Genomic DNA, 17,794 nt, shown 5'->3' with positions numbered 1-17,794 from the left:
CAGGCGTTCTTACTGTGCCACCCGGCGGCCGAAGCCGCCAGCGGGGCGATGGGCACCGGGAACAGCGCTCTGCGTGTTCGGTGCGGCGAAGACCGTGCGGCGGAAGTTCTTCTCCAGCCGGTCGGCGATATATTTCCACAGCGCGGTAACCTCGGCAGCCGAACGGCTTTCGGGGTCGACTTCCATCACCGTGCGGCCATCGATCATCGAGGCGGCAAAATCGGTGCGGTGGTGCAGGGTGATCGGGGCGACCGTGCCATGCTGCGAGAGCGCGACGGCGGCTTCCGAGGTGATCTTGGCTTTCGGCGTCGCGGCGTTGACCACGAAGACCAGCGGCTTGCCGGCCCGTTCGCACAGGTCGACCGTGGCGCCAACGGCGCGCAAATCGTGCGGGCTGGGGCGGGTCGGGACGACGATCAACTCGGCGACCGAAATAACCGACTGGATGGCCATGGTGATGGCGGGCGGCGTGTCGAGCACGGCCAGCTTGAAGCCCTGCTGGCGCAGGATCGCCAGATCGTTCGCCAGGCGAGCGACCGTGGTCTGCGCGAAAGCGGGATATTCGTCCTCGCGCTCGTTCCACCAGTCGGCGAGCGAGCCCTGCGGGTCGATATCGATCAGAACGACGGGCCCGGCGCCGGCGCGCTGGGCCTGTACGGCGAGATGTCCGGAGAGCGTGGTTTTACCCGATCCGCCCTTCTGCGATGCCAATGCCAGTACACGCAAGGCTTATCCCCCTGGTTTGAGCCTCTAGTCAATCAAGCGCCGCACCAAATGCGACTGTTCGAAAACGGAAATCGCAGACTACCCCTAATTTAGGGTTAACATCGGGCGGATTAGGCGCTCGCTGCGAAAGCGGGATGCGGCGCAACGCTTTGCTAACGGTCGATTTACTATAGGGTGGGGCCGACTGCCGCAGATGTGCGGTCGACAGTGCCGAGGACGGAACGGATGATCGGAAAGAGCAAAAACGTGGGCATGGCGCTTTGCGCTGCCATCGCGGCAGGTCTCGCCGTGCCCGCGTCGGCCGATGTGAAGGACGGCGTCGATGCCTGGAGCCGCGGCGATTATGCCGCCGCCGTGCGCGAATGGGTGGCTCCGGCGCAGGCAGGCGATGCCGATGCGCAGTTCAATCTGGCGCAGGCCTATCGGCTGGGTCGGGGGGTCGATACCGACCTGGCGCAGGCGGAAGCGCTATATGCTCGCGCAGCGGCGCAGGGTCATGTGCAAGCAGCGGACAATTACGGGCTGCTTCTGTTCCAGCGCGAGCAGCGCGACCAAGCGCTTCCCTATATCGAAGCCGCAGCGACACGCGGCGATCCGCGCGCGCAGTACATATTGGGCATCGCTCACTTCAACGGGGACCTCGTGGCGAAGAACTGGCAGCGGGCCTATGCCCTGCTGACCCTCGCCAATTCGACGGGGCTGCCGCAGGCCAAGGGCGCCCTCACGCAAATGGACGAGTATATCCCGCTGGCCGACAGGCAGGCGGCGCAGGTGCTTGCGAGTCAACTGAAGTCCGAAGCCGAGGCGGCGCGGGCGCGGGAGCTGACTGCGGTCGACCTGGCGGTCGGTACTCCCGAATCGGTTCCGCCAGCCGCGCGCCCGGCGCCGGCTCCGGCTCGCGAAACACGCGGCGCGGATTTCGCTCAAACGCCGCGACCGGTCACGGTTGCGCGCGCCGAATCGACCGTCTCCACGACGCCGAAGCCGGAAACTCCCGTGGTCGCGCCATCGCCACAGGCCAACCGCTCGCAAGGCCCGTGGAAGCTGCAGCTCGGTGCCTTCGGGGTGGCGGGAAATGCCGACCGGCTGTGGGAGAAGGTCTCGCAAACTCCCGCGCTTGCCGGACGTGCCAAGCTGAAAGAGCCGGCAGGACGACTTACCAAGCTTCTCGCCGGCGGGTTCGAATCGCGCGATGCGGCAACTTCTGCCTGCGCGCAGCTGAAGCGTGGCGGCTACGAGTGTCTCGTGACCCGCTGATCCCCGGACTAGATCGCCTGCCCGCTTTCCCTTTTTCCACCTGCCGCTAGGTAGGGCGGTGGACAGGGAGCACGACGTGACAGAGCAGGCAGAACAGGCGACACCGGAGCAGGTGAGGCCCACCGGCGGCACGAACCGTATCGCGAGCCTCGATTTCATCCGCGGGCTGGCGGTGATGGGCATCCTTGCCGCCAATATCGTCGCCTTCGGCCAGCCGATGACGGCCTATATGTACCCCGACGCCTTCACCGTGCCGCACAGCGCGGCGGAGGACTGGATGTGGGTCCTCCAGTTCGTCCTCATCGACAGCAAGATGCGCGGGCTGTTCACCCTGCTGTTCGGGGCCGGGATGGTGCTGTTCCTCGAACGTGCGGCGGCGCGCGGGCAGGGCAGATGGCTGCAGGTCCGGCGCCTGTTCTGGCTCGGCATGATCGGCCTGGTGCATTTCTTCTTCATCTGGCGCGGCGACATCCTGTTTCTTTACGCCTGCGCAGGGCTCGCCGCTCTGCTGTTCGTCGGCCTCTCGCGCCGGAAATTGCTTGTGCTCGGCCTCATCGGCTATTTGGGCGGCGCGCTGTTCTACACCGGCATTCTCGGCTTCCTGCCGATGATGGAGGGCTCGCAAGAGGCGGCCTTCGCCGAAATGGCCGAGGATCTCGAAAGCGAGAAACAAGCCGACCTCGCCGATGGCCGCTACGAAACGCAGCTGATCGGCGATGGCGACTACGGCGCCTGGGTAAATCACAACATCACCGAGCATGGGCCGGAGATCGGGTTCGTCCTGATGCTGTTCTGGTTCGAAACGCTCCCGCTGATGCTCGTCGGCATGGCGGCCTTTCGTTACGGGCTGTTCGATGGCGGCGTCGATCCGGGGCGGCAGCGCAAATGGGGTTGGGGGCTGTGGATCGTCGGCACGGCCCTGACCATTCCGGTGGCGCTCTGGGCGAAGGCCGGCGGACTGACCTATTACGGCACGCTCGCCGCGATGAGCGCCTGGTCGATGGTGCCGCGCCTGTTCGCCATCCTCGGCTTGCTCGCCCTGCTGGCGCTTTGGGGCCAGCAAATTGCCGGACCCTTGGCGCAGCGTGTCTCTGCGGCCGGGCGGGCGGCCTTTACCAATTATCTCGGGACTTCGGTGCTGATGATGCTGGTATTCCATGGCTGGGCGGGTGGCCTGTTCGGCCAGCTTGGCCGGACGGAGCTCTATATCGTGACGCTTGCCACATGGGCGATCATGCTGCTGTGGTCCAAGCCCTGGCTCGAGCGCTTCCGCTTCGGCCCGCTCGAATGGCTATGGCGCTGCCTGACCTACTGGCGGCTATTTCCCTTGCGGAGGTAATTGCCGCTCGGGCTTGCTATTGAGAATGACTCTCACTACACCTGCTCTTGCGAATCAATCGCAAGGGATCCGCGCCTATGTACATCTGCATCTGCAACGCCATCCGGGAGAGCGAGCTGCGATTCAAGGCGCACCACGTCTCGGGCGATGCGGAGGCGTGTTACGCGGCCATGGGCAAGCAGCCCAATTGCGGCCAGTGCCTGGTCGAGGCGGACGCCATCATCGAGGAAGAGCGCAAGCTGGGCTTCGTACCCGCCGCCGCCTGAATTTCCGCTACTGACAATCGCTTGCAACTGGCGGAATTCCGCCATTTTTTCGCTGCGTCCCCTTGTCAATTCCTCCCTTGTGGGAGCATACGATTGTAGTTTCACACAACAGGAGCAGGCACGTGCAAGGCGACCCCAAGGTCATCGAATTTCTCAACAAGGCGCTGACCAATGAGCTGACGGCGATCAACCAGTACTGGCTGCACTATCGCGTGCTGGCCGACTGGGGCGTACACAAGCTCGCCGAGTACGAGCGGCACGAATCGATCGACGAGATGAAGCATGCCGACATCCTCGCCGAGCGCATCCTGTTCCTGAACGGCCTCCCGAACTTTCAGGCGATCCACAAGCTAAAGGTCGGCGAGACGGTCGAGGAAATCCTCAAGGCCGATCTGGCGATGGAGATGGAAGCGATCCCGCTGCTCAAGGAAGCGGCCGAGCATTGCCAGAGCGTGCGCGATTTCACCTCCGGCCAGATATTCGAGGACATTCTCGCCAGCGAGGAAGAGCATGTCGACTTCCTCGAAACGCAATTCGACATGATCGCCCGGATGGGGCTGGAGAACTACGTCCAGCTGCAAAGCAAGCCGGCGGGCGACGGCGAGGCCGGCTGAGCAGCGCTCAATAGCAGCCGACTTCCCAGAAGGTCGCATGCGGTCCGCCATGCTTGATCAGCCGCGCGAGGCGCCGTTCGCCCTCCCACAGCTCGGCCGAGCCCTCCGCAAGATTGATATCGGTCACCAGCAAGGCCGTCCCGAGGTCCAGCGTGTCGAGCCTCACGTGATGCAGTTCCCGCTCTCCGCGTGACAGGATCGCAATCAGGATACGGTGCATGGCGTCTCTCCTCGGTTGGAGATCGCGTGTTGCGCCGCGCAAGATGAACGCCGGATAACCGATTTTAGCTCGCCGTGCCGTAGCGTCACTTGGCCGAAATCGGTCCGGAAATCGCGATCAGTCGCCGCGCAAGTGCCGCTTCATGCGCTCGCGATTGCGCTTCGCCGCGGTTTGCGTCTCAAGCAGGAAACTTGCGAGGCCCGCAACGAGCAGGCCCATCGTTACGATCCACGTAAAGGCTACTATCGTCCCCAGAGGCGCATAGACGAAGGCGCTGACGAACAGCAGCGCGATCACGATGCTGATAGTAAGAGCCGACGCGGTGCTGAGCATCACGGCGCGCTGGGCCAGGATGCGGCGGCGTTCCAGCGCTGGCAGTTCGTCGAGCAGGATACCAGCACGACCGTCCTCGTCGGCAGCGACGATCTTCTCGATCTTGTTGGCGACCCAGATCAGCCGGTTTGTCATCACGTTCATAATGGCCCCGATCCCGGCGAGCAGGAAGGCAGGCGCGAGGCTAAGCTGCACGACCTGTTGCACCCGCAATGTGGAGCTGGTCCGTTCGATCAGTTCGAGTCCAGGCAGGCTGGCTAGCAGGTCGAGCATCATCACCGCTCCCCGCTGTAATTTCCGCCCCCGCCCTTATTGGCGTTGTAGGGGTTCTTGGGGCTCTTCAGCACCACGCGTACCGGCACGGCTTCGAAGCCGAGCTTGTCGCGAATTCCATTGATCAGATAACGCTCGTAGCTCTTGGGAAGCGCTTCCAGCCGGGTGCCGAACACGACGAACCGCGGCGGCCGGATGCTCGCCTGCGTGATGTAGCGCAGCTTGATCCGCCGACCCTTGGGCGCGGGCGGCGGGTTGGCTTCCAGCGCATCATCGAACCAGCGGTTGAGAGCGGCGGTCGGCACGCGGCGGCTCCACGCCTCGCGCAGTTCGAATGCCGCGCCGAGCATCTGGTCGAGCCCCTTGCCGGTCTTTGCGCTGACCGCGAACAAGGGCACGCCGCGCACCTGCGCCAGCCCTTCGTTCAGCGCCTCGCGGATGCCGTTGAACAAGCTGCTGGCATTGTCCGCGACGTCCCACTTGTTGATCGCGATCATCAGCGCCCGGCCTTCCTCGAGCACGAGGTTGGCGATCTTGAGGTCCTGCGCTTCCAGCCCGCGCGTCGCATCGAGCAGCAGCACGACGACTTCGGCAAAATCGACCGCGCGTCGGGCATCGGCGACCGACAGTTTCTCCAGCTTGTCCGTGACCTGCGCCTTCTTGCGCATGCCGGCGGTGTCGATCAGCTTGATCTCGCGCGCGTCGCCGGTCTTGGGGTCGATCCATTCCCAATCGATCGCAATCGAATCGCGCGTGATCCCTGCCTCGGGCCCGGTCAGTAGGCGGTCTTCGCCCAGCAGACGGTTGATCAGTGTGGATTTGCCCGCATTGGGGCGGCCGACGATGGCGAGCTGGAGCGGCCCGGCGAGCAGGGCCTCCTCGTCCTCCTCGTCGATCTCGGCTTCGATTTCGGCAGCTTCGGCCTTGGCGCCGATGATCGGCCACAGGTGGTCGAACAGGTCGGCGATGCCTTCGCCATGCTCTGCACTCACGGCGGCCGGTTCGCCGAAACCGAGCGAAAAGCTCTCGTAGATGCCCGCATCGCCCTGCTTGCCTTCCGCCTTGTTGGCGACCAGCACCACCGGCACCTTCTGGCTGCGCAGCCAGCGGGCGATCTCCTCGTCGAGCGGGGTCAGGCCGACACGCGAATCGAATACGAACATTGCGGCATCCGCGCCTTCCAGGCTGACTTCGGTCTGCTTGCGCATCCGGCCGGGCAGGCTGTCGGGATCCTCGTCTTCCCAGCCGGCGGTATCGACGATCTGGAACTCCAGCCCGGCGATCTCCGCATCGCCGAAGCGGCGGTCGCGCGTGACGCCCGGCTGGTCGTCGACCAGCGCCAGCCGCTTGCCGACGAGCCGGTTGAACAGCGTCGACTTGCCGACATTCGGGCGGCCGATGATGATCACCGTGGGCTTGGATGGGGATGCGCGCATGATGGCGCGGCAAGTGGCCCTTCAGCCGCCTTATTGCAAGCGGATGTGCGTGGGAGGGTTAAATGCCTTTAACCATGTCGGGCAGGCGCGCCGTAAGGTTAACAGGTTACGCACCATGGCCATGAATCGCGCTCTTATCGCCATGGCCGCGCTTGGCCTTTCCGCTCCGGCTCTCGCTGACGACAGCCGGGATTTCCGCGTGGATAGCGGTTTCTCGTCCTCGGGGAGCGAGCTTGCGCCCTACCTGCAATGCGTGCCCTATGCCCGCAAGGTCAGCGGCATCGAAATCTACGGCGATGCGCATACGTGGTGGGATCAGGCGCAAGGTCGATATGCGACCGGGTCGACTCCGCGCGTTGGCGCCGTCATGGCGTTCAAGCCGCATCGCAGCATGCGCCTCGGCCATGTCGCCGCCGTCAGCAAGGTGGTGGATTCGCGCCGCGTGCTGCTCGACCATGCAAACTGGTCGCCGATCGACGGGCGGCGCGGCCAAGTCGAGAAAGACGTGCTGGCGGTCGACGTGTCGCCCGCCAACGACTGGAGCGAGGTGCAGGTCTGGTATGCCCCGCTCGGCGGGGTCGGAAAGACCGCATGGCCGGTCGAAGGGTTTATCTACGGCGACAACGTCGTTCAGCAGCGTATGCAGATCGCCCAGTCCGACAAACCGGCGCGCAAGAAAACCTCGAAGCGCTTTCTCAGCGCTTTCGCCGACTTCCGCTGATCAGCCGGCTTTTGCGACCGGCGCGTCCTCGCCCAGATCCTCGTACCAGGCTTCGACCGGGCCGCTGAGCTTGAGCGTGAGCGGATTGCCTTTGCGATCCATCGTCTTGCCGGCCTGAACGCGCACCCAACCTTCCGAGATCGAATATTCCTCGATATCGGTGCGCTGCTTGCCCTTGAACCGTATGCCGACGCCGCGCTGCAACACTTCGGTGCTGAAATGCTCGTTCTTCGGGTTGACCGACAGGCGGTCGGGCGGGGTGTCATTATTCGTGTCTTCGCTCATGCGATGCGCCGATAATGCGCCCCGCGCCGACCCGCAAGTTCATTCGGGCGCAGCATTCAATCGGGCGGCGGAGGCGTTTCGATCGGGCTCCGACCCGGATTGTCGTAATCGGGGGAAACCGGCTCCACACCGGGCGGCTCTTCCATCGGGGCCTCGTTCGGCGGGCTGTCGGGCGGCATTTCCTGAGGCGCACCGGGATCGATCGTATCGGGCGAGGGGTCGGGCTGCGTTGCCATGGTCGGTCTCCTTCAATCCGGCGGGAGCAGGGTTTCGGAGCGTGAGACATCCAGCCCCTGCTCCCCCTTGCCGTCACGCCCGCCGTCCATGGCAGGCTCGAGCGCTTTTTCGGTTTCGATGTCGATTTCGTCCGGGGTGTCGCGATGGTCGAGGGTTTCGCCTTCCGCTTCGCCGTCCGCCTCCATCTCGGCGGATGTTTTCGGCTTCACATCGGGATTGACGACCGGCGGCGTCGTCGGCGGGATATGGGGTGTTTCATAGTCGGCCATAAGCATGGCTCCTTTCGCTAGGATCAACGGCTTGTCGCGCCCCCGCGTTCCCCCGTCCGTCGCCACGCTTGCGCTTGTCGTCGCATCGCTCTAGAGGCACGCGCCTACACGTGGAGGGCCCGCCCCTTCGCGCGGCATCGTTCGGGTTAGCGGGCGTGGCGGAACTGGTAGACGCGCTGGTTTTAGGTACCAGTATCGAAAGATGTGGGGGTTCGAGTCCCTTCGCCCGCACCAGTGCCGCCCCGGCGTGAAGCCCCGTCATCACTATCGCATTTTCGAAAGTCACGAGTTTCAACCATGCAGATCAAAGAAACCGCCAATGAAGGCCTGAAGCGCGCCTATGCCGTCACCATCCCGGCGAAGGACATCGACGAGCGCGTGGGCAGCGAAGTGAAGAAGATCGCCCCGCAGGTCCGCATGCCCGGTTTCCGCCCCGGCAAGGTGCCGGCGAACCTCGTGCGCAAGATGCACGGCGAACAGCTTCACGCGCAGGCGGTCAACGACATGATCCGCGAATCGGTCGACAAGGTGATGGCCGACAACAAGCTGCGCCCCGCGATGCAGCCCAAGGTCGAATTCGGCGAAGGCTACGAGGAAGGCAAGGATGCCGAGCTCACCGTCGAGCTGGAAATCCTGCCCGAGATCGAAGCGCCCGAGATCAAGGACCTCGAGCTTGAGCGCCTGACCGTTCCGGTGAAGGACGAGGCGGTGGACGAAGCCGTCCAGAACATCGCCGACCAGAACAAGAGCTACAAGGACGCCGCCAAGACCAAGAAGGCGGGCGAGGGCGACCAGCTGATCATCGATTTCGTCGGCCGCGTCGACGGCACCGAATTCGAAGGCGGCAAGGCGGAAAACACCCCGCTGGTGATCGGCTCGGGCCAGTTCATCCCCGGCTTCGAAGAGCAGCTTACGGGCGTGAAGACCGGCGATGAGAAGACCATCACCGTGACTTTCCCGGACGATTATCCGGCAGAGCATCTTGCCGGCAAGGAAGCGGCATTCGACGTCACCGTGCAGCAGGTGAAGGTCGCGACCGAGACCAAGGTCGACGACGAGTTCGCCAAGAACCTCGGCCTCGACAGCATCGACAAGCTGAAGGAACTGGTCCGCGGACAGCTGGAGCAGGAAACCTCAGGCCTGACCCGCACGCAGATGAAGCGCCAACTGCTCGACAAGCTGGCTGCCGGTCATGATTTCGCCGTGCCGCAGGGTATGGTCGATGCGGAATTCGACCAGATCTGGGCCCAGCTGCAGCAGGAAGCCGCGCAGTCCGAAGATCCCGAAGCGATGCTGAAAGAGGTCGAGGACGAGAAGGACGATTACCGCAAGATCGCCGAACGCCGCGTGCGCCTCGGCCTGCTGCTGTCGGAAATCGGCCAGGCGAACGGCGTGGAAGTCAACGCGAACGAAATGCAGATGCTGATCCAGCAGGCTGCCCAGCAGTACCGCGCGGAAGACCGCGAGCGGTTCATGGAATATGTCCGCACCGAGCCGATGGCCGCCGCCCAGCTGCGCGCCCCGCTCTATGAAGACAAGGTTGTCGACTTCCTGTTCAATAAGGCCGAAATCACCGACCGCGAAGTGACGCGCGAGGAGCTCGAAGCCGCAATCGAGGCCGAGGACACCGCTGAAGAGAAGCCCAAGAAAAAGGCTGCGGCTAAAAAGAAGGCCCCAGCGAAGAAGGCTGCTGCGAAGAAGGACGACGCCAAGTCGGACGAGAAGGCTGCCGACAAGAAGCCTGCGGCGAAGAAGTCTCCGGCCAAGAAAGCCGCTGCGAAGAAGGCCGACGAGAAGAAGGCGGACGACAAGAAGCCCGCCGCCAAGAAGGCCCCGGCCAAGAAAGCGGCCGACAAGAAGCCGGCTGCGAAGAAGGCCCCGGCAAAGAAGGCTGCTGCCAAGAAGTAAGCTTTACGGAAGAATACAAAATCGCAAAGGGCGGCCGGATCGGATCCGGTCGCCCTTTTACTTGCGCGGTGTCAGCAGGGCTTGTCGGGCAGCTCGACTGCGATCGGTTTGCCGTCGGGACTATGGCTGAGCATTTCCTCGTCCATGCCGGTATGGATGTGCGCGCGGCGACGCTCGGCATGCGAGATCAGCGGACCGGAGACGATGCCATGCACCAGGATCGAGACGAGAATGGTGAAGCTGACGCAAGCCCATAGCAAATCGATCTGGATGAACTCCGCATGGTTCTGACCATAGGCGAGGTAGTAGATCGAGCCCATGCCCCGCACGCCGAGGAAGGCGATCGCAAGGGTGCCCATCATCGGCAGGTCGGAGCGCCATTCCGCTAGCAAACCCGATAGCGGCCGGATGACGAAGATCAATGCGAGGCCAACCAGCGCGGCAGCCCAGGTCAATGGCTGCAGCACTCCACTCGCCAGCATGGCCCCGAAACCGAACAGCACGGCAACTAGAACGATCTGCTCGATCTGGTCGATGAAATGGTGGCTGATCTTGTGATAACGGCTGCGGTTCTCCCGCTGGCGCGTGGTCACTGCACCGACAAATACGGCAAGGAAGCCATAACCGGCAAAGATTTCCGCCAGTCCATAGGCAAGCAGTAGCGTACCCAGGACGATCAATCCCTCGCTGGTCGAGTATTTCGGTTGTTCCGCGCTTTCGGTTTCTTCTTCGATGTCCTTCATTGGTGCGTCCGCTTCTCGTTCGAAGACCCACCATGCGCCGAGCCGACCTACTGCCCACCCTACGGCGCAGCCCACGAGGATTCGCCAGCCCAAGTCGTACCATACCCAGTCAAGCGTCCACGTTCCAAGTGACGCCATTCCGACCGCGGCAATGGCCAAATAGGTGAAGGGAAAGGCCAGTCCGTCATTCAAGCCTGCCTCGACGGTCAAGCTGAAGCGGACATCATGACGTTTGTTCTCCCCCGGTGGGCCGACCTGCACACTGCGCGCCAAGACCGGATCGGTCGGCGCCAACGCGGCGCCGAGTAGAATGGCAGAGGCAGGTGTCAGCCCGATGGCCCACCAGCCGAGCAAGGCAACCGCGGCAACCGTTAGTGGCATGGCGATCAACAGGAGAGGCCAGACCTGTCGCCAATTGGCCCAGCTGACGGGCCGGTCGATCGCGATCCCTGCCGCCATCAGCGAGGCGATCACGATGAACTCGGTCGTGTATTCGAGCGTAACCGCGTCGAAGCCATCATAGGTTGGGTTGATGCGCGGCAGGTCGAGCGGGAGCGAGAAGATCGCGAACCCGGCAGCGACATAGACGATCGGCAGCGACAGCCAGAACCTGGCGAGAAACCGCTCCAGCGACACCGCTACCATCAGCCCCAAGCCCATGACGACGAAGAGAAAGATGCGCGGTTCGTATTCCATCGCCTATCAGTCCGCGGGCAGGGCTTCGGGTTCCCAGCGTTGGAAATTCGGCTTCGGAATTTCGGCGGTGCGCGCCCGCTCGAATGCGGCCCCGGCCTTGAGCACCGCGTGGTCCTGCCACTTCGCGCCCATGAAACTGATACCGACCGGCAGCCGCTCGACCGCGCCCATCGGCATGGTCAGGTGCGGATAGCCTGCGATGGCCGCAAGCGAGCCAGCGCCGATGCTGCCGTTGAAATTGTCACCATTGACGAGATCGCTGACCCACGCCGGGCCGCGCGTGGGCACGACCAGCAGGCTGACGTCGTTCTCCCGCAGCAGACGGTCGATCCCCTCTGCGCCCGCCAGCCGTAGCGACGTAGCGCGGGCTTCCTCGTAAGCCGCCTGATCCGTCGTCTCGAGCGCGCGTTCGAACAGCGACTGGCCGAACCAGCGCATCTCGGCATCGGCATTGGCCTTGTTGAAAGCGACGAGGTCGGCAAGGCTGCGCGGTCCGCCGGTGCCCGGGCGCGAGGCGAGATAGGCGTCCATGTCGGTGCGCAATTCGTAGAGAAGCACGGTCAGCTCCGCGCCGAACATTTCGCCCTGCGGATCGTATTCGATCTCGACCAGTTCCGCCCCTGCGCGCCGCATGTCGTCCAGCGCCTGCTCGAACAGCGTGCGCACGTCGTCTCTGCTGCCGATCTGGTTGACCAGCACGCCGATCCTGACGCCCTGGAGCGAAGCATCGCGCAGACCTTGCGAGAACGAAGTCTTGCGCGCGTCCGCTTCTGCGGTGGCGGGATCGGCGGGATCGCTGCCCGCGATGGCTTCGAGCAGCAGGGCCGCGTCGTAAACGCTGCGCGCCATCGGGCCCGCGGTGTCCTGCGAATGGCTGATCGGCACGACATGCGTGCGGCTGACCATGCCGACCGTTGGCTTGAAGCCGACGATCCCGTTGACGCTGGCGGGGCAGGTGATCGATCCGTCGGTTTCCGTGCCGATGGCCGCCCAGGCGAATTCCGCCGCCACCGCCGCGCCGCTGCCGGAGGATGAGCCGCAGGTATTGCGGTCGATCGCATGCGGATTGCGGGTCAGGCCGCCCACCGCGCTCCAGCCGCTGGTAGAATTGTCGTCGCGGATATTCGCCCATTCGGACAGGTTGGTCTTACCCATCATGACCCCGCCGGCTGCGCGCAGGCGTGCAATCAGCGGCGCATCGCGTCCGGTCATACTCTCCGCCAGGGCAAGGCTACCGGCGGAGGTCGGTAATTCGCGTGTTTCGATATTGTCTTTCACCAGCACTGGTCGACCGGCGAGCAATGTTGGCTGAGCTCGCGCCGCCCGGGTCTGAGCTGTGATGTCGGGAGCAAAAGCGATGATCGAATTCAGCCCATTCGGCCCGTTGTCGAGATTTCGAGCGCGAATGGCATAAAGGAGCGTGCGCCGCTCCGCTTCGTTCTGCGGAGCCTCCACTCCGGGTGGTGGACCGGGCATCTCCAAGCGCACTGTCGGCTGTTCATCTGGCCCCTCCTGCGCTGCGAGCGGCGATGCGGTTGCAAGGAGAGCGAACGACAGGGCGAGATGCTTCATCGCGCCACCCTGCCACCGCCGAAGCGCAATGCAAGCGTGGTTAGAAATTCCCGCTCAAGGTGAAGCGCACGATGGGGCCGATGCGCCGGTCCAGCGTTTCGGTGAACAGCACGTCGCCGTCGGGCCGCGAATCGTCAAAGACGGTGCGGAAACCCTTGTTGCGCGCCGACAGCACGTTGCCCACCCGCAGTCGCCCGGTCATGCCCAGGATGTCCTTGTGCTCCACGAAGACATCCACGAAACTCGGTCCCTCCCAGAAGCGCCCCTCTTCGTAGCGGCGCGAATATTCGACCGGGCTGAAGGTGAACAGGCTGGCGCCATAAGCCCAGTCGCTGTTGGGGATGTCGTGGCGGAAATCGGCCTCCAGCCGGTTGTAGAGATCGTTGGAGAATGCGCGGTTCTTGCCCGTGAACGGATCCGTTACATCCATATAACGCTGGACGGCAGCGAAATTGAGCTGTGCGCCTTTCCAGCCGATCGGATCGAATTTCACCGTTCCCGACAATTCTATATGCAGTCTCTGCGCATCGCCGATATTGCCCCGCGCCTCGCCGCCGTTCGCGAGCGGGAAATAGTCGATGAAATCCTCGAACCACGCCTGCCGGACCTGCAGCTTGGCAGAGCCCCAAGGACCGAAGCTCTTGTTGATCTCCGCTTCCAGGTTCCAACTCTGGTCGGGCACCAGTTCGTTGTTGCCACCGTTCCCGTTGTCGTTGTCGAGATTGATGCTGGCGAGGAAATTGCCGAAGCTGAGCTGGCCGACACGGCGACGCAGCTCGACCGACACGTCGAAATCGCTGGTCGGCTTCCAGGCGAGGGACAGCGAGCCCTTGGGCCGCTTGAACACTCGCGAATTGGCGGCGGACCCGGTCTGCTGAATTTTCGAATATTCAGCACCCGCCGTGGCCTGGAGCGACAGCTTCGGCGTCAACTGCTTGCCGACGCTGAGAATGCCTTCATAGCGATCCTCCGTCACGCCGCCATTGCCGGCCGGGAAGGGGAGGAAAAAGAACTCGCCATCGGTATCGAGCTCCTCGATCGAGGAGCGGCGGTCGAGCCGGTTGAACGCGGCCTCGCCCGAAAGCTGCCAATCGGCCTTGAACATGTTCCAGCCATACTCGAACCGACCGATCCGCTCACCCGCCGCATTGGTCTGGCGGAAGCGCGAGCCGGTGTCGGGCGAGCCGTCGGAAAAGCTGTCGACCAATACGCTGCGAAAATTGTCGCGTTCGAAGCGTTCCAGCCCGATCAGCTTGAGTTTGCCTGGGCCAAGCGGGAATTCGATGTCGCCGCCGATCTCGTATTCGGGTCCATCCTCGTCGTTGAGCAATAGGCGCTCGCGGTTGGGGCCGACGACAGTCTGGGCAAATTCGGTGATCCGTTCTGCTAAGAAGTCCTCGCCGTAGCGCAGGTTGAGATGGGCGATGACGTCGGGCGAGAAGGTATAGGTGAAGTTGGTTGCCAGTATCGGATTGTCGAACTTGCCGGAAAACTTGGTATCCTGCGTCTCGATCAGATCGCCCGCGCCATCGACCACGGTGATCGGGCCATCGGTTCCGAAGCGGTTGTTCTCGTTGCTGAGCGAGACCGTGTAGTCGAGTTTACCGGCATTGCCGGTCAGCGATACCTCGCCGCCGAACAGCTGCGCTCCGGTGTTGTACGGGCGAAAGCCGGTGGTCCAGCTGAACTGCCCCGACGAACCAGTCTTGTTGACGATGACGTTGGCGACCTGGCCATTGAGGCCGGGGATATCGAGCGTGGTTCCGTCGACGATCTCGATCCGGACCACGTCGCTTGCCGGGATGCGGCTGAGCTGGTCGCGCACGCTGTCGGACTTGCTCGAGAAGCGCTCGCCATTGACCAGCACATTGGCAGTCGCCTGGCCGAGCCCGCGCGAATTGTTGTCGCCATCGTCGATGACGAAGGCGGGGACCTGGGCGAGCATGTCGAGTGCGTTGCGGGGGGCGTAGCGTTCGAAATAGGCCGGTTCGAAAACCTGCGCGCCTTCGGTGGGCGGATCGCCTTCGCCGGCCGGTTCGCTCGCATCGTCCTTCGCGGCGAGCGCAGGTATCGGAATTACACCGAGCATCAGTGAAGCCAAGACGGTAACGACCGATATGTCGCGGCGGTAATTCATTGAATAGGGGCTCCCCTCCTGGTTCGAGGAGCCTCGTCTACGTTTGTAACCGAAAAGGCCACCGCGCCATCGACCATGGCGATATCGCATCCGACAAATGAGTCCGGCACGTCTGCCAACGGCACATTGCGACGGACGAATTACATGGATTGCAGCGTGCAACCGATTTTCCACCGGCATTTGGGTGTTCGGCGACATATCTGGGCGGCAAAGGGGTTAAGCCTCTTGAACATCGCCGGGGTACTCGCGACATAGGCGCTCAACCGATCCGACGAGAGGAATTTTCATGATCGACCTGTTCGGCAGCGATGCCCATTCCACCCAGGGCCAGTTCACGCGCGATCCCGCGACCGGCGCGCTTGTCCCGGTGGTGGTAGAACAGACCAGCCGCGGCGAACGCAGTTTCGACATTTTCAGCCGCCTGCTGCGCGAACGCATCGTCTTCGTCACCGGCCAGGTGGAAGACGGCATGGCGTCGCTGATTATTGCCCAGCTGCTGTTCCTCGAAAGCGAAAATCCCTCAAAGCCGATCAGCATGTACATCAATTCGCCCGGCGGTGTGGTTACGGCCGGCATGGGCATCCACGACACGATGCAGTACATCAAGCCGCGCGTGTCGACCGTGTGCGTCGGCCAGGCCGCTTCCATGGGCAGCTTCCTGCTGGCGGCGGGCGAGCCGGGTATGCGCATCGCGCTGCCCAATGCCCGCATCATGGTCCACCAGCCGTCCGGCGGCGCACGCGGCATGGCGAGCGATATCGAGATTCAGGCGCGCGAGATCCTGCGCATTCGCAAGCGGATGAACGATCTCTATGTGAAATACACCGGCCAGAGCCTGTCCGACATCGAGAAGGCGATGGATCGCGATACCTTCCTCGAAGCCGAGGAAGCGATGAAGTTCGGGATCGTGGACAAGGTCTTCGAAACCCGTCCGGAAAACGGCGAGGCAGAAGCCGAAGGTTCGGGTGGCGCACCCGAGTGATCGGGCAGCCTTAAGGTTCCGCGCAGCCACTGTGCCTGCGCGGGACTGTTGCACGATTGCCGTAGGATTCCAGCAACCTTGCCGCTTCAGCTTGTGGCAAGGGGATGACTGTACCTACGATATTGACCCAAATCCCGTGTCCCCTAGAGTCGCACATCTGCCGACAGGGCCGGGGAAGACGATTAGGATATGACCAAGTTGAGCGGAACCGATAGCAAGAGCACGCTGTATTGCAGCTTCTGCGGCAAGTCGCAGCACGAGGTGAGGAAGCTCATCGCGGGCCCGACCGTGTTCATCTGCGACGAATGCGTCGAGCTGTGCAACGACATCATTCGCGAAGAAACCAAGGCCGGCCTCACCGGCAAGAAGGAAGGCGACGTTCCGACGCCGTCCGAAATCTTCCAGACGTTGAACGATTACGTGATCGGCCAGGATCGCGCCAAGCGCGTCCTCTCGGTCGCAGTGCACAATCACTACAAGCGGTTGAAGCACAGCGGCAAATCCGGCGATGTCGAACTGGCGAAGTCGAACATCCTGCTGGTCGGCCCGACCGGTACTGGCAAGACGCTGCTGGCGCAGACGCTGGCGCGTACCTTCGATGTGCCCTTTACCATGGCCGACGCCACCACGCTGACCGAAGCCGGCTACGTGGGCGAGGATGTGGAGAACATTATCCTCAAGCTGCTGCAGGCCAGCGACTACAATGTCGAGAAGGCGCAGCACGGCATCGTCTATATCGACGAGATCGACAAGATCACGCGCAAGGCGGAAAACCCCTCCATCACCCGCGACGTTTCGGGTGAGGGCGTGCAGCAGGCGCTGCTGAAGTTGATGGAAGGCACCACGGCCAGCGTCCCCCCGCAGGGTGGGCGCAAGCACCCGCAGCAGGAGTTCCTGCAGGTCGACACGACGAACATCCTTTTCATCTGCGGCGGCGCTTTCGCCGGCCTCGACAAGATCATCGCCGACCGCCTGCAGAAGCGCAGCATCGGCTTCGGTGCGCATGTCGCCGATCCGGACAAGCGGCGCGTGGGCGAACTGCTCGAGAAGAGCGAGCCGGAAGATTTGCTCAAGTTCGGCCTGATCCCCGAATTCGTCGGCCGCCTGCCGGTGATCGCAACGCTCAACGACCTCGATGTGGATGCGCTGGTGACGATCCTGACCGAACCGAAGAACGCCATCGTCAAGCAGTACAGCAAGCTGTTCGAGCTCGAAGATGTCGAGCTGACCTTCAAGGACGAAGCGCTGCGCGAAATCGCCGAGAAGGCGATCAAGCGCAAGACCGGCGCGCGCGGTCTGCGCTCGATCGTCGAGGGAATCCTGCTCGATACCATGTTCGACCTGCCCGACATGGAAGGCGTGACCGAGATCGTGATCGACAAGGACGTGGTCGACGGCCGCAAGGAACCGGTCCAGGTCCATGGCGGCAAGAAGGACGAGGAAGAGGCCGCCTGACCACCCGGCGCCTGCTCTTCGTCTGCGGCAAGAACCGCTGGCGCAGTTTGACAGCAGAACAGATATTCGCCGGCCGGGAGGGCTTCGATGTCCTCTCGGCCGGACCTGCATCCGCCGCAGACGTCGTGATCGATGCGGAACTCGTGCGCTGGGCGGGCCGCTTTTTGGGATGGAGGCGCGCCATCGCACGGCTATCCGCCAGCGCTTTGCGGATGCGCTCGACGGCAAGCCGATCGTCCATCTTGCAATTCCCGACCGCTACCGGTTCATGGATGAGAGACTGATCGAGCTATTGAAATGCCGGAAGGCGCCCCATCTCCGCTAA

19 protein-coding genes and 1 tRNA gene are annotated in these 17,794 nt (G+C 63.2%); 10 read left to right on the top strand and 10 right to left on the bottom strand.

Annotated features, from left to right (window positions below; all coding sequences use genetic code 11):
* Positions 1-9: 9 nt before the first annotated feature.
* Positions 10-726: an AAA family ATPase gene (locus tag P8R33_RS03090; protein ID WP_219955639.1), complete on the bottom strand. Its 717-nt coding sequence runs from the start codon at positions 724-726 to the stop codon at positions 10-12.
* 225 nt (positions 727-951) lie between these two features.
* Here P8R33_RS03090 and P8R33_RS03085 point away from each other — a divergent pair, with 225 nt between their 5' ends.
* From P8R33_RS03085 to bfr, 4 genes are all read left to right on the top strand, one after another.
* Positions 952-1,983 (top strand): SPOR domain-containing protein, encoded by a 1,032-nt coding sequence (locus P8R33_RS03085; RefSeq protein ID WP_278327521.1) that lies wholly within the window; start codon positions 952-954, stop codon positions 1,981-1,983.
* Between the two features lie 76 nt (positions 1,984-2,059).
* Positions 2,060-3,322 carry a DUF418 domain-containing protein gene (locus P8R33_RS03080; RefSeq protein ID WP_278327520.1) on the top strand — a complete coding sequence of 421 codons (1,263 nt, stop codon included), beginning with the start codon at positions 2,060-2,062 and terminating at the stop codon, positions 3,320-3,322.
* A 77-nt stretch (positions 3,323-3,399) separates the two neighbouring features.
* Positions 3,400-3,588: a (2Fe-2S)-binding protein gene (locus tag P8R33_RS03075; RefSeq protein WP_278327519.1), complete on the top strand. Its 189-nt coding sequence runs from the start codon at positions 3,400-3,402 to the stop codon at positions 3,586-3,588.
* Between the two features lie 122 nt (positions 3,589-3,710).
* A complete protein-coding gene (gene bfr / locus P8R33_RS03070) occupies positions 3,711-4,202 on the top strand; it encodes a bacterioferritin (RefSeq protein ID WP_278327518.1) in 492 nt (163 codons plus the stop codon).
* A gap of 7 nt (positions 4,203-4,209) precedes the next feature.
* Here bfr and P8R33_RS03065 read toward each other — a convergent pair whose 3' ends face one another.
* The 3 genes from P8R33_RS03065 to der form a co-directional block, all read right to left on the bottom strand.
* On the bottom strand, positions 4,210-4,422 hold the full coding sequence (locus P8R33_RS03065; protein ID WP_278327517.1) for a hypothetical protein: 213 nt from the start codon (positions 4,420-4,422) through the stop codon (positions 4,210-4,212).
* A gap of 117 nt (positions 4,423-4,539) precedes the next feature.
* Positions 4,540-5,031, bottom strand: coding sequence for a DUF2721 domain-containing protein (locus tag P8R33_RS03060; protein WP_278327516.1), 492 nt, complete (start codon positions 5,029-5,031; stop codon positions 4,540-4,542).
* The gene (gene der, locus P8R33_RS03055) at positions 5,031-6,464 is read right to left on the bottom strand and encodes a ribosome biogenesis GTPase Der (protein WP_278327515.1); all 1,434 of its coding nucleotides are present in this window, start codon (positions 6,462-6,464) and stop codon (positions 5,031-5,033) included. Before der ends, P8R33_RS03060 begins: the two co-directional genes overlap by 1 nt.
* 115 nt (positions 6,465-6,579) lie before the next feature.
* Here der and P8R33_RS03050 point away from each other — a divergent pair, with 115 nt between their 5' ends.
* Entirely contained in the window at positions 6,580-7,185 is a 606-nt protein-coding gene (locus P8R33_RS03050; protein WP_278327514.1) for a CHAP domain-containing protein, read from the top strand.
* On the opposite strand, the gene P8R33_RS03045 is transcribed toward P8R33_RS03050, so the two are convergent.
* From P8R33_RS03045 to P8R33_RS03035, 3 genes are read right to left on the bottom strand one after another with little or no spacing between them, the layout of a single operon-like run.
* The gene (locus P8R33_RS03045) at positions 7,186-7,470 is read right to left on the bottom strand and encodes a DUF3297 family protein (RefSeq protein WP_278327513.1); all 285 of its coding nucleotides are present in this window, start codon (positions 7,468-7,470) and stop codon (positions 7,186-7,188) included.
* 56 nt (positions 7,471-7,526) lie between these two features.
* Complete coding sequence (locus P8R33_RS03040) at positions 7,527-7,706, bottom strand: hypothetical protein (RefSeq protein WP_278327512.1); 180 nt, start codon at positions 7,704-7,706, stop codon at positions 7,527-7,529.
* A 12-nt stretch (positions 7,707-7,718) separates the two neighbouring features.
* On the bottom strand, positions 7,719-7,976 hold the full coding sequence (locus P8R33_RS03035) for a hypothetical protein (protein ID WP_278327511.1): 258 nt from the start codon (positions 7,974-7,976) through the stop codon (positions 7,719-7,721).
* Between the two features lie 149 nt (positions 7,977-8,125).
* Here P8R33_RS03035 and P8R33_RS03030 point away from each other — a divergent pair.
* Positions 8,126-8,210 (top strand) — tRNA-Leu (locus P8R33_RS03030).
* Positions 8,211-8,273: 63 nt separating this feature from the next.
* The gene (tig, locus tag P8R33_RS03025; RefSeq protein ID WP_278327510.1) at positions 8,274-9,884 is read left to right on the top strand and encodes a trigger factor; all 1,611 of its coding nucleotides are present in this window, start codon (positions 8,274-8,276) and stop codon (positions 9,882-9,884) included.
* Between the two features lie 71 nt (positions 9,885-9,955).
* Here tig and P8R33_RS03020 read toward each other — a convergent pair whose 3' ends face one another.
* Genes P8R33_RS03020 through P8R33_RS03010 form a run of 3 tightly spaced genes read right to left on the bottom strand, consistent with a single transcriptional unit; the run spans position 9,956 to position 15,032 of the window.
* Complete coding sequence (locus P8R33_RS03020) at positions 9,956-11,323, bottom strand: cation:proton antiporter (protein WP_278327509.1); 1,368 nt, start codon at positions 11,321-11,323, stop codon at positions 9,956-9,958.
* Between the two features lie 6 nt (positions 11,324-11,329).
* Positions 11,330-12,895 carry an amidase gene (locus P8R33_RS03015; RefSeq protein ID WP_278327508.1) on the bottom strand — a complete coding sequence of 522 codons (1,566 nt, stop codon included), beginning with the start codon at positions 12,893-12,895 and terminating at the stop codon, positions 11,330-11,332.
* A gap of 40 nt (positions 12,896-12,935) precedes the next feature.
* Positions 12,936-15,032: a TonB-dependent receptor plug domain-containing protein gene (locus P8R33_RS03010; RefSeq protein WP_278327507.1), complete on the bottom strand. Its 2,097-nt coding sequence runs from the start codon at positions 15,030-15,032 to the stop codon at positions 12,936-12,938.
* A gap of 286 nt (positions 15,033-15,318) precedes the next feature.
* Here P8R33_RS03010 and P8R33_RS03005 point away from each other — a divergent pair, with 286 nt between their 5' ends.
* The 3 genes from P8R33_RS03005 (at position 15,319) to P8R33_RS02995 (ending at position 17,794) form a co-directional block, all read left to right on the top strand.
* Positions 15,319-16,014: an ATP-dependent Clp protease proteolytic subunit gene (locus P8R33_RS03005; protein ID WP_278327506.1), complete on the top strand. Its 696-nt coding sequence runs from the start codon at positions 15,319-15,321 to the stop codon at positions 16,012-16,014.
* A gap of 189 nt (positions 16,015-16,203) precedes the next feature.
* Entirely contained in the window at positions 16,204-17,469 is a 1,266-nt protein-coding gene (gene clpX / locus P8R33_RS03000; protein WP_278327505.1) for an ATP-dependent Clp protease ATP-binding subunit ClpX, read from the top strand.
* Between the two features lie 169 nt (positions 17,470-17,638).
* Positions 17,639-17,794 (top strand): phosphotyrosine protein phosphatase, encoded by a 156-nt coding sequence (locus P8R33_RS02995; protein WP_278327504.1) that lies wholly within the window; start codon positions 17,639-17,641, stop codon positions 17,792-17,794.

It is taken from the genome of Qipengyuania flavescens (assembly GCF_029688735.1).
Taxonomy (GTDB): Bacteria; Pseudomonadota; Alphaproteobacteria; order Sphingomonadales; family Sphingomonadaceae; genus Qipengyuania.
Note: the sequence above shows the minus strand (reverse complement) of the source record. Positions and strands in the feature narration are given on the sequence as shown.

Coding starts and splice junctions, on each gene's coding strand:
- P8R33_RS03005 (WP_278327506.1), top strand. CDS start 15,319: ATGATCGACCTGTTCGGCAGCGATGCCCATTCCACCCAGGGCCAGTTC.
- P8R33_RS03040 (WP_278327512.1), bottom strand. CDS start 7,706: ATGGCAACGCAGCCCGACCCCTCGCCCGATACGATCGATCCCGGTGCG.
- P8R33_RS03060 (WP_278327516.1), bottom strand. CDS start 5,031: ATGATGCTCGACCTGCTAGCCAGCCTGCCTGGACTCGAACTGATCGAA.
- P8R33_RS03010 (WP_278327507.1), bottom strand. CDS start 15,032: ATGAATTACCGCCGCGACATATCGGTCGTTACCGTCTTGGCTTCACTG.
- tig (WP_278327510.1), top strand. CDS start 8,274: ATGCAGATCAAAGAAACCGCCAATGAAGGCCTGAAGCGCGCCTATGCC.
- P8R33_RS03075 (WP_278327519.1), top strand. CDS start 3,400: ATGTACATCTGCATCTGCAACGCCATCCGGGAGAGCGAGCTGCGATTC.
- P8R33_RS03085 (WP_278327521.1), top strand. CDS start 952: ATGATCGGAAAGAGCAAAAACGTGGGCATGGCGCTTTGCGCTGCCATC.
- clpX (WP_278327505.1), top strand. CDS start 16,204: ATGACCAAGTTGAGCGGAACCGATAGCAAGAGCACGCTGTATTGCAGC.
- P8R33_RS03035 (WP_278327511.1), bottom strand. CDS start 7,976: ATGGCCGACTATGAAACACCCCATATCCCGCCGACGACGCCGCCGGTC.
- P8R33_RS02995 (WP_278327504.1), top strand. CDS start 17,639: ATGGAGGCGCGCCATCGCACGGCTATCCGCCAGCGCTTTGCGGATGCG.
- der (WP_278327515.1), bottom strand. CDS start 6,464: ATGCGCGCATCCCCATCCAAGCCCACGGTGATCATCATCGGCCGCCCG.
- P8R33_RS03020 (WP_278327509.1), bottom strand. CDS start 11,323: ATGGAATACGAACCGCGCATCTTTCTCTTCGTCGTCATGGGCTTGGGG.
- P8R33_RS03045 (WP_278327513.1), bottom strand. CDS start 7,470: ATGAGCGAAGACACGAATAATGACACCCCGCCCGACCGCCTGTCGGTC.
- P8R33_RS03065 (WP_278327517.1), bottom strand. CDS start 4,422: ATGCACCGTATCCTGATTGCGATCCTGTCACGCGGAGAGCGGGAACTG.
- P8R33_RS03015 (WP_278327508.1), bottom strand. CDS start 12,895: ATGAAGCATCTCGCCCTGTCGTTCGCTCTCCTTGCAACCGCATCGCCG.
- P8R33_RS03050 (WP_278327514.1), top strand. CDS start 6,580: ATGGCCATGAATCGCGCTCTTATCGCCATGGCCGCGCTTGGCCTTTCC.